General features: G+C 63.8%; 15 protein-coding genes. 12 read left to right on the forward strand and 3 right to left on the reverse strand.

Going from position 1 to position 14,803, the window contains the following annotated elements:
- Nucleotides 1-10 precede the first annotated feature (10 nt).
- The gene (locus AB4O22_RS28340) at nucleotides 11-1,168 is read right to left on the reverse strand and encodes a serine hydrolase domain-containing protein (protein ID WP_223472103.1); all 1,158 of its coding nucleotides are present in this window, start codon (nucleotides 1,166-1,168) and stop codon (nucleotides 11-13) included.
- A 227-nt stretch (nucleotides 1,169-1,395) separates the two neighbouring features.
- On the opposite strand from AB4O22_RS28340, the gene AB4O22_RS28345 reads away from it, so the two are divergent.
- On the forward strand, nucleotides 1,396-2,610 hold the full coding sequence (locus AB4O22_RS28345; protein ID WP_223472104.1) for a cytochrome P450 family protein: 1,215 nt from the start codon (nucleotides 1,396-1,398) through the stop codon (nucleotides 2,608-2,610).
- A 184-nt stretch (nucleotides 2,611-2,794) separates the two neighbouring features.
- Here AB4O22_RS28345 and AB4O22_RS28350 read toward each other — a convergent pair whose 3' ends face one another.
- Nucleotides 2,795-3,391, reverse strand: a complete 597-nt coding sequence (locus tag AB4O22_RS28350; RefSeq protein ID WP_223472105.1) for a GNAT family N-acetyltransferase — start codon at nucleotides 3,389-3,391, stop codon at nucleotides 2,795-2,797.
- Nucleotides 3,388-3,939, reverse strand: coding sequence for an RNA polymerase sigma factor (locus AB4O22_RS28355; RefSeq protein WP_223472106.1), 552 nt, complete (start codon nucleotides 3,937-3,939; stop codon nucleotides 3,388-3,390). The genes AB4O22_RS28350 and AB4O22_RS28355 overlap by 4 nt, the downstream gene beginning before the upstream one ends.
- 319 nt (nucleotides 3,940-4,258) lie before the next feature.
- Between AB4O22_RS28355 and AB4O22_RS28360 the strand changes: the two genes are divergently transcribed.
- The 11 genes from AB4O22_RS28360 to sctU all read left to right on the forward strand — a co-directional run bounded on the left by AB4O22_RS28360 (nucleotide 4,259) and on the right by sctU (nucleotide 14,774).
- A complete protein-coding gene (locus tag AB4O22_RS28360; RefSeq protein WP_223472107.1) occupies nucleotides 4,259-5,386 on the forward strand; it encodes a TyeA family type III secretion system gatekeeper subunit in 1,128 nt (375 codons plus the stop codon).
- The gene (gene sctV / locus AB4O22_RS28365; protein WP_460097653.1) at nucleotides 5,383-7,470 is read left to right on the forward strand and encodes a type III secretion system export apparatus subunit SctV; all 2,088 of its coding nucleotides are present in this window, start codon (nucleotides 5,383-5,385) and stop codon (nucleotides 7,468-7,470) included. The genes AB4O22_RS28360 and sctV overlap by 4 nt, the downstream gene beginning before the upstream one ends.
- Before the next feature lie 157 nt (nucleotides 7,471-7,627).
- Nucleotides 7,628-8,521, forward strand: coding sequence for an FHA domain-containing protein (locus tag AB4O22_RS28370; RefSeq protein ID WP_460097654.1), 894 nt, complete (start codon nucleotides 7,628-7,630; stop codon nucleotides 8,519-8,521).
- Complete coding sequence (locus AB4O22_RS28375; RefSeq protein WP_460097766.1) at nucleotides 8,521-9,879, forward strand: FliI/YscN family ATPase; 1,359 nt, start codon at nucleotides 8,521-8,523, stop codon at nucleotides 9,877-9,879. The genes AB4O22_RS28370 and AB4O22_RS28375 overlap by 1 nt, the downstream gene beginning before the upstream one ends.
- Complete coding sequence (locus tag AB4O22_RS28380) at nucleotides 9,866-10,285, forward strand: hypothetical protein (RefSeq protein ID WP_460097655.1); 420 nt, start codon at nucleotides 9,866-9,868, stop codon at nucleotides 10,283-10,285. The genes AB4O22_RS28375 and AB4O22_RS28380 overlap by 14 nt, the downstream gene beginning before the upstream one ends.
- Entirely contained in the window at nucleotides 10,278-10,847 is a 570-nt protein-coding gene (locus tag AB4O22_RS28385; protein WP_460097657.1) for a type III secretion protein, read from the forward strand. The genes AB4O22_RS28380 and AB4O22_RS28385 overlap by 8 nt, the downstream gene beginning before the upstream one ends.
- Complete coding sequence (gene sctQ / locus AB4O22_RS28390; RefSeq protein WP_460097659.1) at nucleotides 10,844-11,947, forward strand: type III secretion system cytoplasmic ring protein SctQ; 1,104 nt, start codon at nucleotides 10,844-10,846, stop codon at nucleotides 11,945-11,947. The genes AB4O22_RS28385 and sctQ overlap by 4 nt, the downstream gene beginning before the upstream one ends.
- Entirely contained in the window at nucleotides 11,944-12,597 is a 654-nt protein-coding gene (gene sctR, locus AB4O22_RS28395; protein WP_014340722.1) for a type III secretion system export apparatus subunit SctR, read from the forward strand. Before sctQ ends, sctR begins: the two co-directional genes overlap by 4 nt.
- Before the next feature lie 9 nt (nucleotides 12,598-12,606).
- Complete coding sequence (gene sctS, locus AB4O22_RS28400; protein ID WP_003206603.1) at nucleotides 12,607-12,861, forward strand: type III secretion system export apparatus subunit SctS; 255 nt, start codon at nucleotides 12,607-12,609, stop codon at nucleotides 12,859-12,861.
- Nucleotides 12,861-13,658: a type III secretion system export apparatus subunit SctT gene (gene sctT / locus AB4O22_RS28405; RefSeq protein ID WP_460097661.1), complete on the forward strand. Its 798-nt coding sequence runs from the start codon at nucleotides 12,861-12,863 to the stop codon at nucleotides 13,656-13,658. Before sctS ends, sctT begins: the two co-directional genes overlap by 1 nt.
- A gap of 15 nt (nucleotides 13,659-13,673) precedes the next feature.
- Nucleotides 13,674-14,774 (forward strand): type III secretion system export apparatus subunit SctU, encoded by a 1,101-nt coding sequence (sctU, locus tag AB4O22_RS28410; protein WP_027912905.1) that lies wholly within the window; start codon nucleotides 13,674-13,676, stop codon nucleotides 14,772-14,774.
- The last annotated feature ends 29 nt before the right edge of the window (nucleotides 14,775-14,803 follow it).

Below are 14,803 nucleotides of genomic sequence, written 5' to 3' on the forward strand. Positions count from 1 at the left end.
CATCCAGGGCCTACAGGCAGCCCATCGCGACATTGGCCAGGCTGCGTGCGCGTGGGTCCATCAAGACGTAGGAACCAATGGTGTTGCAGGCGAAGCCGAACGCCACGCCGCGTTCAGGGTCGGCGAAGCCGATGGTGCCACCGGCGCCCATGTGGCCGAACGCCTCGTTACCCATGCCATAACTGCCGTTCGCCACGTCCGGCTGGTTGAGCATGATGCCCAGGCCGAAACGTGTTGGGGTCTGGATGGTCGGGTCGTATTCGGCGCTGTGCTCGCGCAGCATTTCGTTGAGCAGCGGCGACTCCAGCAGTTGCCCGTCGAGCAGACCGGCGTAGAACGCCGCCAGGCTGCGGGCATTGCCGTGTCCGTTGGCCGCCGGTTGGGTCATGCGTTTCCAGCCCGCCTCGTTACTGCGCCCCAGCACCATGGGTGGGTTGGCGAAGGCCAGTGTGCTCATGGCGGTCGGCTCGTTGAGCACGTCCGTCAGTACCCGGCCAAACGCTTCGTCGTCGATCTCGTCTTTGGTCCGTGCCATGTAGGCGCAGCGCGCGATAGTCGCGTCGTCCAGGCCGAGGTGGAAGTCCAGCCCGAGCGGCACCGCCACTCGCTGGTGAATGCTTTGCGCCGGCGTCAGGCCATCCACCCGGCGAAGCAGTTCGCCGAGAATCCAGCCGAACAGCAAGGGTGAATAGGTCTGCTGTTCTCCGGCCGCGGCCCAGGGGGTTTCCTCGGCGATCAGGTCGGTCATGGTGTGCCAGTCGTAGAGGGTTTCCGGTGCCAGGGGCGTGCGCAGCGCCGGCAGTCCGGCGCGGTGGCAAAGCACCTGGCGCACCGTGATGGATGCTTTGCCGGCGTTGGCGAATTCGGGCCAGTAGTGGCAGACCGGCGCATCCAGGTCCAGGCGTCCTTCGCCGACCAGTTGCATGATCGCCACCGCCGTGAAGGGCTTGGTGCAGGAAAACAGATTGAGCAGCGTGTCGCGCTGCCAATGGCTGTCCGGCTCCGGCCCGGCAATGCCGGCCCACAGGTCGATAACGATTTCGCCGTCAATCTGGATGCAAAGGGCGGCGCCGCGTTCGAAGGGGCTTTGCATCAGCTGGATAAACGCCGCTTTGACCGGTTCGAAACGGGTGTCGCATTGGCCATGGATAGCAAGTGCACGCGTCATGTCAGCTCCACATACGGGTTGGTGTTTCCTTTGAGTGACCGTGGCCGTGCAAACGGTTCACCGACAGGTAGACCCCATGTGGGAGCGAGCTTGCTCGCGATAGCGGTACGTCAGCCAACATTGAAGTGACTGATACCCCGCCATCGCGGGCAAGCTCGCTCCCACGGGATCTTTTTTGGCGAGCCCTGCCACTCAGGAGCAATGATTGATGCCCCTGGAGAGTGTTCATGGCTTACGAACGTACCCTTGATTTGAATAGCGACGCGTTTCGCGGCGAGGCTTACCGGCATTATGCGGCGCTGCGCCAGGCGTCTCCGGTGTTCTTCAGCCAGGCCGAAGGGCAGCTACCGATGTGGTACGTCACCGGCGCTCGGGAAGTCGAGGAGGTGCTGCTGGACAACGAGCGCTTCGCCCGTGACCCGTCGCGGATCGATGCGCAGTTCGCTGCGATGCTCGGCGGCGAGCAATCCATCGCGTTTCTTAACGACCACATGCTCAACCGCGATGGCGACAGTCATCGCCGCTTGCGTCGCCTGGTCAACAAGGCGTTCACGTTGAAGGCGGTGAACGCCCTGCGGCCGCGTATCGAACAGATCGCCGAGACGTTGCTGGAGCCCGTGCGGTCGAGCGGGCAAATGGACGTGGTGGGCCAATATGCATTCCCCTTATCGATCACCGTCATCGCTGAGCTGCTCGGCGTCCCCGCACAAGATCGTGACGATTTCCGCCGTTGGTCCCACATGATCGTCCAGCAGGTGGGGCACGACCTGAGCGAGTTGCAGCGTTGCTACAACGAATTCGCGGGCTACATGCTCGCATTGATCGACCAGCGTCGAGCACAGCCGGGCGATGACCTGGTTTCGGCGCTGGCGCAGGTCGAGGAAGAGGGCAGCATGCTCAGCCAAAGTGAGCTGTGCAGCATGATCGCGCTGCTGATCATCGCCGGGCACGAAACGTCGGCATCGATGATCGGCAATGCGGTGCACATGCTCGTGCAGCATCCGAAGGCGCTGGCGCGATTGCGTGACGAACCGGCATTGATGCCTGGCGCGGTCGAGGAGTTTCTGCGCTATGACTCCTCGGTGGAGCGGGCCATGGTTCGCTTCGTTACCCGGGACACCGAACTGGCGGGACAACGTTTGCTGCGTGGGCAACTGCTGATGGCGGTGGTGGGTTCGGCCAATCGTGACGAAGCGCTGTGTGCTAATCCTGACACGCTCGACATCACCCGCCCGGCCTGCCCGCACATGTCGTTCGGCAAAGGCACGCACTATTGCCTGGGCGCCTCGTTGGCCCGGCAGGAATTGGAAATTGCATTGAACACACTTCTTCGGTGCTGCCCTGGGCTGCAATTGGCGGTCGATCCCGGCGCGATACGCTGGCGCTATGTGCCCAACTTCAGGGGGCCGGAGGCGTTGCCGGTGTGTTGGTCGGTGGGCTGAGGTGTTCATGAAAAAGGGGCTGCTGCGCAGCCCTGCGGGAGCAAGCTCCCTCGCCACGGGTTTATCGATTGAACAGCAGGGGCTGTGAGGGCTGTGCAAAAAATGGCATCGGCTCGAATGAGCGCAGGCCCATGCCGAAAAAAAAGGCGGCTCGCCCGACTGTCCAGCCGGACGAGCCGTGGAGTTACGCCAGGCTGGCCTCCTCGTTTTGCGCCGGCGCTGAAAGGGTGGAGGATGCCGTGTCGCCTGGCGTCAGGTGCAGCCCATAGAGCACGACATCCGCCCGGTTATCAGCGAACCGGGCAATCCCTGGGAAGCGTCCCCATTGGGTCGCACCAAGCCCTTGTACGCCGCGTTTGCTGGCCTCGTTGTGCTCGATGATCCAGGCCACCAGCGTCTCGAAACCATACTGCCTGGCCAACACCACCGCGGCTTGGCCAAGGCGGATGCCGACGCCACTGCCAATGTGGTCGCCGCGTACGTAGATCGATACTTCACCGGTCAATCGGCAGGCCTGGGCGCCCCAACAGAAGCGGTTGACGATCAACCAGGCAACGACTTCGCCAGCGCGTTCGAGCACGTAGATCGGATCACCCTCCTTGACGAAACAGTCGACGAAAAACGTCATTTCCTTCAGGGAAAACGCTCTGAGCACGGGGGAGCTGGTACCTCCCAGAGCGCTTTCGTTGAAGATATCTGTCATCACCGGCAAGTCGTCGGGGGTGTAGCGGCGCACGCCACGTGGCAGGTCGGGCCGGCTGTTCAAGCGATTATTGGTCATGGCCGGGCTTCTCCATAGACGCTTCGTTTGAGTTGTTCACGCGCGCGAAACAACCTTGAGCGCACGGTGCCAATGGGGACGCCCAGACGTTCGGCGGCATCGCGGTAGCTGCTCTCGGTATCCACGGCGGTCCACAGGGTATCGCGCATGTCCTTGGACAGCGCGTCCATGGCTAACAGCGTACGGTCCAACAGCCGACGGTTGTCGCACAGTTCACTCAGGTCAATGTCGTCACTGGACTCGCTGAACTCGCTTTCATCGAACGTGCTCAGCGGCGGCTGTGCATAGAAGCGGCGGAAGTGGTTGCGGATCAGGTTCAGGGCGATGCCACACAACCAGGTGTCCTGCTTTGCCAGCCCTTTGAACTTCTGCTGGTTGCGCCAGGCTTCCAGGTACGTGAGCTGGATGATGTCATCGGCGTCGTCTTGATTGAGTACACGTTTTTGCACAAATAGACGCAGCTTGCGTTCCTCGCCGAAGCAGATGCCTGGCGCACCGGTGGGTGCCGGGGAGGTTTGCGGTGGGGCCATGAGATTCAGGCTGTTCATCAATAAATCCCTCTGGGTAGGTTCCATAGCGTCGATCCACATGTCGACGTTCCTCCCATCAGCAGGACCTGTGCCAAGCCCGTTTAACGAGTTATCTTGTTGATAAACAAGCATTTTTATCTAGTGCTTTTGCTCTATTTGTGCAAGGTCATGCACAGGCGTCCCAAGTCCCACTGCATGAAATTGCACCGAGCAAACGCTCGGGAAGAGGCCTGTGGCCAACCCACTGGAATCGGCCAGAAAAGGTCATCACCGTGATGGAACTGAATGCTGAATCGCCACCACCCACTGAGCGTCCGAAACCACGCTCACGGCCATCATGAAAGTAGAAGCCCCGACAAATGCGCATATTGCCGCCAACCTTGCCCAGGCCGTTTCGGCCGTCGTGGGCATAGGCACGCCTGTCGAGTCGTTCCAGGCCGTACAGTCCAATTCGATGGAGGAGGTCGGCATGACCTTCAGCCATCACGTGGAGCGCAATACCAAGGCGCTGAGCCAGCGGCGCATCCGCAATGCTCGTAGCGAGGTGGGGCAGACGCGGGTCGAGACGCGTGAGCAATTGGAGGAGTGGTACGACCAACTTGGCCACCCAGGCAAGCAGAGCCTGGGGGCAATGGCCGCCCAGGCTGGTTTGTTGCTGTGTGGCGAGCCAGTGCTTGAAGAGGTGGTGCAGTCCACCGGTGGTGACCCGGCCCGTACCGACCTGATCCTGCAGCAAGCGTTGCGCGAGGCCGAAGTGCAAGGTCGTCTTGTCGAGGCCAAGCGTGCTCGCGACTACCTGCAGCTGTTGCGCGAGCGTTATGGCGCGCAGATCCAGGCGGGCATGAACATCGCCGAGGCCTTGCGCGCTGCGGGGGGCGATCCCGAACTGCGCCAGGCGGTACGGCGACTCTATTACGACACCGTGGTGCTCAAGCAGTCGTTGCCCACCATGATGCAGGCGTTGCTTGGCCTGTTCGGCGAGGCGGCGTTCGTGCCGGGGCTGGACATGATGCGCCGGGCACTGGCTGACGACATCGCTGCGCACACACCATCACGTCCTACCGCCTTGTTGCGCACGTTGTTGATCGGCCTGGCCGCCTCGACGCAACTGGGCAGTGTCCTGCACAGCTGCCGCGGTTTGCTCGAGCAACTGGCCTACAGTTGCCCGGCCAGCCAGCTCACGGCGGTGCTGTTGCTCCAGCGCATGCTGGGGTTTGTCAGCAGTGGCCTGTCGGCGGCGGAAGTACGGCGTATCGGGCGTGAATTGGGTGGAGAAGAGGAGCGGGACCAACTGGTCTCCCTGAATGGCCTGTACCCCTTGCTCAAGCGTTTGCCGCTGCCCCTCTGGCGCGATAGCAAAAGTCGCCAGACCGCGCTGAAGAACCTGTTGGTGCTGCTCGATGAGCGCTCCCGTGGCGAGCCCCGAAGCCAGACCGCTGCCCCGGTGATTGGAGCGCGCTCATGATCGCCCTGTTGAACAAAGTCGCCAACGAAGCGGTGCGGCGCATCGAGGTGGTCGGGGCGTTCGTGGTGCTCGGCATCGTGTTCATGCTGATCCTGCCCTTGCCGACCTCGGTGGTCGATGCGCTGATCGCGATCAACATCTGCATCTCCTGCCTGCTGATCGTGATCTCGCTGTACCTGCCGCGGCCGCTGGCATTTTCCTCATTTCCGGCGGTGCTGCTGCTGACCACGCTGTTCCGGTTGGCATTGTCGGTGGCGACCACCCGATTGATCCTGCTCCAGGGCGACGCCGGTCATATCGTCCAGGCGTTCGGTAATTTTGTGGTGGGAGGCAACCTGGCGGTTGGGTTGGTCATCTTCCTCATTCTGACGGTGGTCAACTTCCTGGTGATCACCAAGGGCTCGGAGCGGGTCGCCGAAGTGGCGGCGCGATTCACGCTGGACGCACTGCCGGGCAAGCAGATGTCCATCGACAGCGACCTGCGCGCCAACCTGATCGATGTCACTGAAGCTCGGCGGCGCCGCGAGGAGTTGAACAAGGAAAGCCAGCTGTTCGGTGCGATGGACGGGGCGATGAAATTCGTCAAGGGCGATGCCATCGCGGGCTTGGTGATCGTGGTGATCAACCTCATCGGCGGTTTTACGGTCGGCATGATGCAGCACGATATGGGCGCGTCCGAATCGATGCACTTGTATGCCGTATTGACCATCGGTGACGGTCTGATCGCGCAGATTCCGGCACTGCTGATTTCCCTCACTGCGGGCATGATCATCACCCGGGTGTCGCCGGAAGGGCAGCCAGCGGGCAGTAGCGTTGGCAAGGAAATCGCTCAGCAGTTGACCGCCGAACCCAAGGCCTGGGTGATCGCTTCGGTGGGGATGCTCGGTTTCGCGGCCTTGCCCGGCATGCCCACGCTGGTATTCATCGTCATCGCGTTGATCACCGGCACCGCCGGCATCGTTCAGCTGTACTCGCTCGCCCGGCAGGCACGCCAGGGCGACCAGCCAGCGGAGGTCGTGGCCCCGGCACAGAACGGCGCTGAAGACCTGCGCAGCTTCGACCCGACCCGCGCCTATCTTTTGCAGTTTTCCAAAGCCATGGAAGGCAACACGGCCGCCGAGGAAGTCATCCAGGCGATCCGCAAGAAGCGTAACGCGCTGGTGGCCGGCTTTGGCCTGACCTTGCCGCCCTTCGAGATCGAATACAGCGTGCTGCTGGAAGACGACGAGTTCCGCTTCTGTGTGCACGAGGTGCCGATGTTGCGGGCCACTTTCGGCGAACGTGTGGCCGTGGCGCGCGGACCGCTGCCGTTCGAACCGCGCGACGGGCTGGTCGGCGACGAGGTGCGTGACGAGCAGCAGTGGCTATGGCTGACGCCTGACGATCCGCTGCTGGCGGACGAACGCGTGGAGGCGGTGTCGGCCGCCGAGTTGCTGGTGGAGCGGATGAGCCGTGCCATGTTCGCCACGGGCCCGCAATTCTTGGGGCTTCAGGAAAGCAAGTCGATTCTCAGTTGGCTCGAAGCAGGTCAGCCAGAGCTGGTGCAGGAGCTGCAGCGGACCATGCCACTGGCGCGGTTTGCCGCCGTGCTCCAGCGCCTGGCCGGCGAAGGCGTCCCGCTGCGTGCGGTGCGCCTGATCGCCGAGTCGTTGATCGAGCATGGGCAGCATGAGCGTGACGTCGGTGCGCTGACCGACTACGCGCGCATCGCCCTGAAGTCGCAGATCTATCACCAGTACCGCGACGAAAACGGCCTGCACGTGTGGTTGTTGACGCCGGAAACCGAAGGCCTGCTGCGCGACGCGTTGCGCCAGACCCAGACGGAAACCTTCTTTGCCCTGGAAAGCCTGCATACCCGCGCCCTGGTGATGCAGTTGCGCGAAGGTTTCCCGTTGCGCGCCAAGCGCGTGGCCGTGCTGTTGGTGGCGCAAGACTTGCGGGCGCCGCTGCGCGATCTGTTGCGCGACGAGTTCAATCACGTGCCTGTACTCGCCTTCAGCGAGTTGCACAGCAACGCCCAGGTCACCGTGCTGGGGCGCTTTGACCTCGAGCAGGAAAAACTACGGATGGAGGATGCCGCGTGAGGGGCTTGTCTTGGCACGCCAGCAGCGGTGTCTCCACGTAACGATGCAAATCCAGGTGCGTTCGATGGCCTGGCTGTGACAGAGGACGGGGGCCGCCGGTGCCCCGTCGTACAACCGGACCGTGGGCGAGCATCTGTCGCCCCTTGAGGAATTGACCATGTTCGAACTGCGAGTCTTGAGTGGTCTGCACCGAGGTGCGGCGTTGCCGCTGGTTGGCGAGCAATGGGTGGTCGGGGCGGCCGAGGATGCCGACCTGGCGCTTTACGATCCGGGCATCTGTGGGCGTCACGTGGGCCTGCGGCAGGTGCAGGGCCAGTGGCTGCTGGAACTGCTGGAGGGCACGGTTTGCGATGGACAAGGCCAGCCCTGGGCTGCGGCCGAGCCCTTGCAGAGCAATGCCCCATTTGCCGTGGCAGGCGTCTGGCTGTGCCTGGCCCCGGCCGATCAGCCTTGGCCCGAAGAGGCGGCGCTGGATGACGCCGCGCACTTGGCGGCGGAACGGGAAACCCTGAAGCCCGCGACACGGCCGTCGTGGCCCAAGCGCCTGGCCATTGCCGCAGCGGTGATCACCGTTGCCTCCAGCGCCTGGGCCTTTACCAGCCAGCCGGCGCAAACCGTGGCGCGCAGCCCGGCCCAGCAGCTCAAGCAGAGCAAGGTGGTCTTGGACAATGTCGAGGCGGTCCGCCTGGAGCTTGATCGCATGCTCCAGGAACGTGATTTGGGCGCCGGTGTGCGGGTCGAGAGCCAGGGCGACCGGCTGGTCCTGATGGGCGAGTTGCCGCGCCAACGCCTGGCGATGGTCGAACGGCTGATCGAGCGCTTCCACGACCGTTACGAAACGCCGGTCGGGATCACGGCCAACGTCAAGGAGCGGCTGACGAAGCTGCCGTTCCAGATCGCCCAGATCGTGGGCGGCAAGCATGGTCACGTGGTCACGGCCGATGGACGTCGGTTGTTCCTGGGTGACCAGATCGATGGCCTGCGCTTGACTGCCATCGACAGCGGCAAAGTCACCTTCGAGGGTGACCAACGCTACGAGGTCACTTGGTGATGATGCAGGCGGCCATCGCGCGACTGGAGGCCTGGGAGGCCGGGCAATTGGCGCACTTGCGTCGCTTCGCGCCGGTCATGGTGCGCGGGCGGGTGCAGCGGGTCAGCGGCATCTTGCTGCAGTGCCGACTGCCGGGGGCGCAGATCGGCGACCTCTGCCGGGTCGAGCGCGACACACGCGAGCCGCTGCTCGCCGAGATTGTCGGCTTCGACCAGCACGATGCCCTGCTCAGCGCCCTGGGCGGCCTGGAGGGGATCCGGGTCGGTGCGGCGGTGGAGCCGCTGGGCATGCCGCATCGGGTGTGCGTGGGACCGGAGCTGCTGGGTCAGGTGCTGGATGGCTTCGGCCGGCCCCTGTTGGACGGCGGGACGGGGGCGTTCGCCGGCCCGCATGTACTGCATGCCTCGGAAGTGATTGGCGAGGCGCCTGCACCCACCGCACGACCGCGTATCCAACGGCCCTTGATGACCGGCGTACGGGCCATCGACGGCCCGCTGACGCTCGGTGAAGGCCAGCGTGTGGGGCTGTTCGCCGGCGCCGGTTGTGGCAAGACCACGCTGTTGGCGGAGATTGCCCGGAACGTTGACTGCGATGTCATCGTGTTCGGCCTGATCGGCGAGCGTGGGCGCGAACTGCGCGAATTTCTCGATCATGAGCTGGATGATGAACTGCGGGCCCGCGCGGTGCTGGTGTGCGCCACCTCTGACCGCTCCAGCATGGAACGCGCCCGCGCGGCATTCACCGCCACGGCATTGGCCGAGGGTTTCCGGGCCCGGGGCCAACGCGTGCTGCTGCTCATCGATTCGCTGACCCGATTCGCCCGGGCCCAGCGTGAGATCGGCCTGGCCGCTGGCGAGCCGTTGGGGCGCGGTGGCTTGCCGCCGTCGGTCTACGGCTTGCTGCCGCGTCTGGTCGAGCGGGCCGGCCTGATCAACGAGGGCGCTATCACCGCTTTTTATACGGTGCTCATCGAGCAGGACTCCATGAACGATCCCGTGGCGGATGAAGTGCGTTCGCTGCTCGACGGTCACATCGTGCTGTCACGCAAGCTCGCGGAACGCGGCCACTACCCGGCAATCGATGTGCTGGCCAGCCTGTCGCGAACCCTGGCCAACGTGGCCGAGGCGGAGCACCTGCGGGCGGGCATCAATCTGCGTCGATTGCTGTCGGCCTATGAGCAAATCGAATTGATGTTGCGCCTGGGCGAATACCAGGCCGGCGCCGACCCCTTGACCGACCTGGCGGTGGAGTCGCGAGGGGCCCTGGACGCCTTTCTGCGCCAGGACCTGCGTGAGCCGGAGCCGTTTGCGTCCACGCTCGCCCACCTGCAGCAGTTGACCGCTTATGTCCCGGGCTGATCTGGACGCCCTGGCGCCGATACGCCGCCACCGCGAAGCGCAAGCCGAGCGGGCGTGGCGCCAGCAGCGTGAGCTTTTGCGTGAGCGCGAAGCCGCGGTTGCCGCCGCGCGCGCGCAGATGCAGGCGACTCGTGAGCAGCAGGTGGTGCAGCGCGAGGCGTTGTACGGCGAGCACCGTGGCCGGGCGTTGAGCGTGTGCGAACTGAATGCCTGGACTACCCAGGAACGTCGTTTGATCGGCGAGCTGGCCGAGCAAGCGCGGGCAGTGCAGGCACTGGACGATGAACAGGCGCAACAGGCACAGCACACGGCCGCTGCTCAGCAGCAGCTACAAGGGCGCCGGCGAGATCTGGAAAAGCTCAGCGCAATGATGGAGTGCCTGGTGGAGACCCCCAGCGATGAATGAACGCAGCGTGCGCGGTGCGCCGACACCGCACGGCAATCCCTCGGCGACCCCCGTCCGGCATCCGCCGCGGGCGTATGAGCAACCGCCTGCCCAGGTGAGCCGGGCAAGCCGTCCGGCGGCACGCGAGTCCGCCCCTGCCACCGGGCGTGACCCCGACATGACGGCAGGAAGCAGTGACGGTTACTGGTTCCGCCAATGGGTCGATGCGCCACGGGGCGGCACGCAGGATGACAGCGCCGGCACCGGTGCGCTGTCGGGCCTGGTGAATCTTCCGGGCGGTGAAGAGGAGGCGTTTGTCGACCAGCTCACGCCACGCTTGCGTGCCACGCTCGACCAGCAATTGGACCTGTTGCTGCATCTTCCCAACCTGGGCCGCATAAAGGTATCCGCCCGGCGGCTAGGCGAGGCGTGCGGGTGGGACATCGGCCTGAGCAGCGAAAGTGCCGACGTACAGGCGCGGCTGTCGAGTCGATCCGGGCGCCTCGAAGAGGCACTGACCCAAAGCCTGGGCCAGCCGGTGAGCGTGCGTGTGGCGCGGGAAGAAGAGGTTAGCGCGACATGACAGTCCATGCATTGGCGCTGCCGACTGTAGGCAGCGAGAACGCCACCGCCCGGCGACTATTGGGAATTGGCGTCCGGTTGCCCTTCGAGGTGGCGGGCGAGGCGGGCCTGCTGGAACTGACCCCGGGTGGCACCGCTGGGGGGACGCCGTGTGTGCTGGCGTGTGCCCATGGTGTCTTTACCCTGGACGAGCCCGGCGCGGTGCTCAGTCTGTTCGGTGAATGCCCGGTGGTCCTGCCTGCCGAACCCGGACCGGATGACGCGTGGTTCTGGTCGCTGTTCCAGCAAACCCTGGGCGAGCCCCTGCGCCAGGCATTCGGTTTTATCAAACCAGCGGCCGGGCCCGCGGTGCAGGGCATTGCCTGCCGGCTCGACGTGAGGGTGGGCGCGGCCCGCGTCACGAGCCATCTGGAAATGACCGGTGCGACCCTGCTGGGGCTGCTTCGCGCTACGCCTTGGCAGCGGCCGGCAGCGCCAGGGATCGCGGGCTTCGTGCTGCATGTTCCGTTGGAACTGGGACACCTGGCGCTGGCCGCCGGGCAGTTGGCGACGTTGCGCCCCGGTGATGTGTTGGTGCCGCAAACCGCTCTGTTCGATTCATCCGGCCAAGGGCTGATTCGCCTGGGCCGGCATTGTTTGCAGGTGCGGGTTCACAGCCGTGCCGCGCCGTTGCGCCTGACCTTGCTCGCTCTGGAGGAGACCGTTATGAGCACCACCGCCGACACCGACATCCTGACGCCGGACTGGGACGATAGCACCGGCTACGAACCTGACGCCCAAGCCGCCGAGGCGGCCGAGCACCCGGAGTCGGCCTATGCTGCCGCTGACACCGAGGAAGCGCCGATGACGGAGCCGGTCGCGGCCGAAGTCCCCGAGCGCTTCGACGACCTGCCGCTGGCGCTGACGATACGCTGCGGTCATTTGCAGCTGACCTTGGGCGAGCTGCGCAATCTGGCACCCGGCGCGGTGCTGCAAGTGCAAGGCGTGGCACCGGGGACAGCGGCGCTGTTCTATGGCGAACGTGCCCTGGCCCATGGCGAGCTGGTCGAGATCGATGGCCGGTTGGGCCTGCAAATCGCTCACGTGGATGTGGCTGGATGAGCTTCCAGGGGGTCGACCCCTTTCTGTTGGCGCTGTTCATTGGTGGGATTTCGCTGGTCCCCTTGCTGCTGATCATCTGCAGCGCCTTTCTCAAGATAGCCATTGTGTTGACCATCACCCGTAACGCCATCGGCGTGCAGCAGGTGCCACCCAATATGGCCTTGTATGCCATTGCCCTGGCCGCGACGCTGTTCATCATGGCGCCGGTGGGCCACAACATCGCCGAACAGCTGAAAGAACGGCCGTTGGATTTCAGCAATACCGAGGCGTTGCAAGGTTCTGCCTTGAACGCGATAAAACCGTTGCAGGCCTTCATGTCGCGCAATACCAACCCGGACATCCTCGCCCACTTGCTGGAGAACACCCAGCGGATGTGGCCCAAGGAACGCGCCGAGCAGGCCAGCCGCGATGACCTGATGCTGCTCATCCCGGCCTTCATGCTGTCGGAGCTCGAGGCCGGCTTCCAGATGGGATTCCTGATCTATATCCCGTTCATTGTCATCGACCTGATCGTGTCCAACCTGCTGCTGGCGCTCGGCATGCAGATGGTCGCGCCCATGACCATTTCGTTGCCGCTCAAGCTGCTGATTTTTGTCCTCGTGCAGGGCTGGACGCAATTGCTCGACAGCCTCTTCTATTCCTATCTTTGAGGATGTGCGATGGACGCGCTGACGTTGTTTAAGGAAGGCATGTTGCTGGTGGTCCTGCTCTCCGCGCCGCCCTTGATCGTGGCGGTGATTGTCGGTGTGCTGACCTCCCTGGTGCAGGCCTTGATGCAGATCCAGGACCAGACCTTGCCCTTCGGCATCAAGCTGGTGGCGGTCGGGTTGACCTTGCTGGTCACGGGGCGCTGGATCGGCGTGGAGTTGCTGGGACTGCTGCGCCGGGCATTCGAAATGATGGCCAACACCTGATGACGGCCCAGGCTTTCGGCCCGTATTTCGACTTGCTGCTGTCGATCGCGCTTGGCATGGCGCGCATTTACCCGGTCGCATACCTGGTCCCGGTATTTTGCTTCCAGCACCTGCGAGGCTTGCCGCGCCATGCCGTTGTGTTTGCCCTGGGCATGTTGCCGGCACCGGGTATTCGCCAGGCGCTGATCGACGCCCAGGTCAATTGGCTGTCGCTGGCCGGGTTGATGTTCAAGGAGCTGGTGCTGGGCTTCTTGCTCGGGGTGCTGCTGGCGATGCCGTTCTGGTTGTACGAGTCGGTGGGTGCCTTGCTGGACAACCAGCGCGGTGCGCTCATTGGTGGCCAGTTGAACCCGGCGCTCGGCAGCGACACCACGCCCCTGGGCCTGCTGTTCAAGGAGCTGACGATCTTGCTGCTGGTCACCACCCTGGGCATTGGCACGTTGACCCAGGTGATCTGGGACAGCTACCTGGTGTGGTCGCCCACCGTTTGGTTTCCATTGCCTGGCGCGGACGGCTTCGGCGTGTTTCTCGGGCTGCTCGGCGAAATGTTCATGCACATGATGCTCTACGCGGCGCCCTTTATCGGCTTGCTGTTGCTGGTGGAGTTCAGCCTGGCGTTGCTCAGCCTGTACAGCCCGCAATTGCAGGTGTTCGTCCTCGCCATGCCGGCCAAGAGTCTGATCGGCCTGGGCTTCCTGCTGTTCTACCTGCCCACGCTGTGGGATGCGATGACCGGCCGTCTTGGTCGCTATGGCGAAATCCGGCATCTGCTGCACCTGTTGTTGCCGTCACCCTGAAGGAGGGCTTCGGGCATGAGCGAAGACAGTGGAGAAAAGACCAAGCGGGCGACGCCGAAGAAGATTCGCGACGCGCGCAACAAGGGCCAGGTCGGCCAAAGCCAGGACTTGAGCAGCCTGCTGGTGCTTGCGGCGATCACCGAAGTGGCGTTGACCCAGGCCGACGACAGCATGCAGGCCTTGGGAGACATGGTGACATTCCCGCTGCATCGGCTGGATGTCGATTTCGTGCGTGCCTTCGAGGAGACCTTGGCTCATGCCGGTGGCGTGTTGCTCAATTTCACCTTGATGACCGTGGGGTTGGCGATCGTCACGCGCCTGGTGGCCGGTTGGATACAGTTCGGTTTCCTGTTTGCCCCCGAGGCCCTTCAGCCCGACCCGAACCGCTTGAACCCGATGAACCAGGCCAAGCAGATGTTCTCCGGCCAGGCGCTGATCAACCTGTTCATGGGGCTGGTCAAGGCCGTGTTTATCGGCACCGTGATTTATCTGGTGACCCTGCCTGCACTCGGGTCGTTGATCAATCTGGTCAACGGCGACCTGAACAGCTATTGGCGCGGGCTGGCCAGCCTGTTTCGGCACATCATGCACATCTGCCTGGGCGTGTTGCTGGTGCTGGCGCTTCTCGACTTCGGCCTGCAGAAATATTTCTTTGCCAAGCGCCTGCGCATGAGCGAGGAAGAGGTGCGCAAGGAGTTCAAGGAAATGGAAGGCGACCCCCACGTAAAAATGCATCGCCGCAGCTTGGCCCGGCAATTGGTCGACCAGCCCGTCAACAAAGAGACCAAACCGGTGGAAGACGCCGACATGCTGGTGGTCAACCCCACCCACTTTGCCGTCGCGCTGTTGTATCGCCCCGAGGAAACGCCGCTGCCGCAGTTGATCGTCAAAGGTGTCGATGCCGAGGCCCGGGCGCTGATCGAGCGGGCCAAGGCGGCGCGGGTTCCGGTCATCCAGTGCATCTGGCTGGCGCGCACGATCTACCGTGAAGACGTCGGCGCTTATATCCCTCGGGAAACGCTCCAGGCGGTTGCCCACATTTATCGGGTGTTGCGCGAACTGGATGACGAGGCCAAGGGCGAGGTCATCGAGATTCCGGAGTTGAACCAGCGTTGAGGTCGATGGAACCGATGCACATGCGCTTG

It is taken from the genome of Pseudomonas sp. S3_B11, assembly GCF_054667715.1.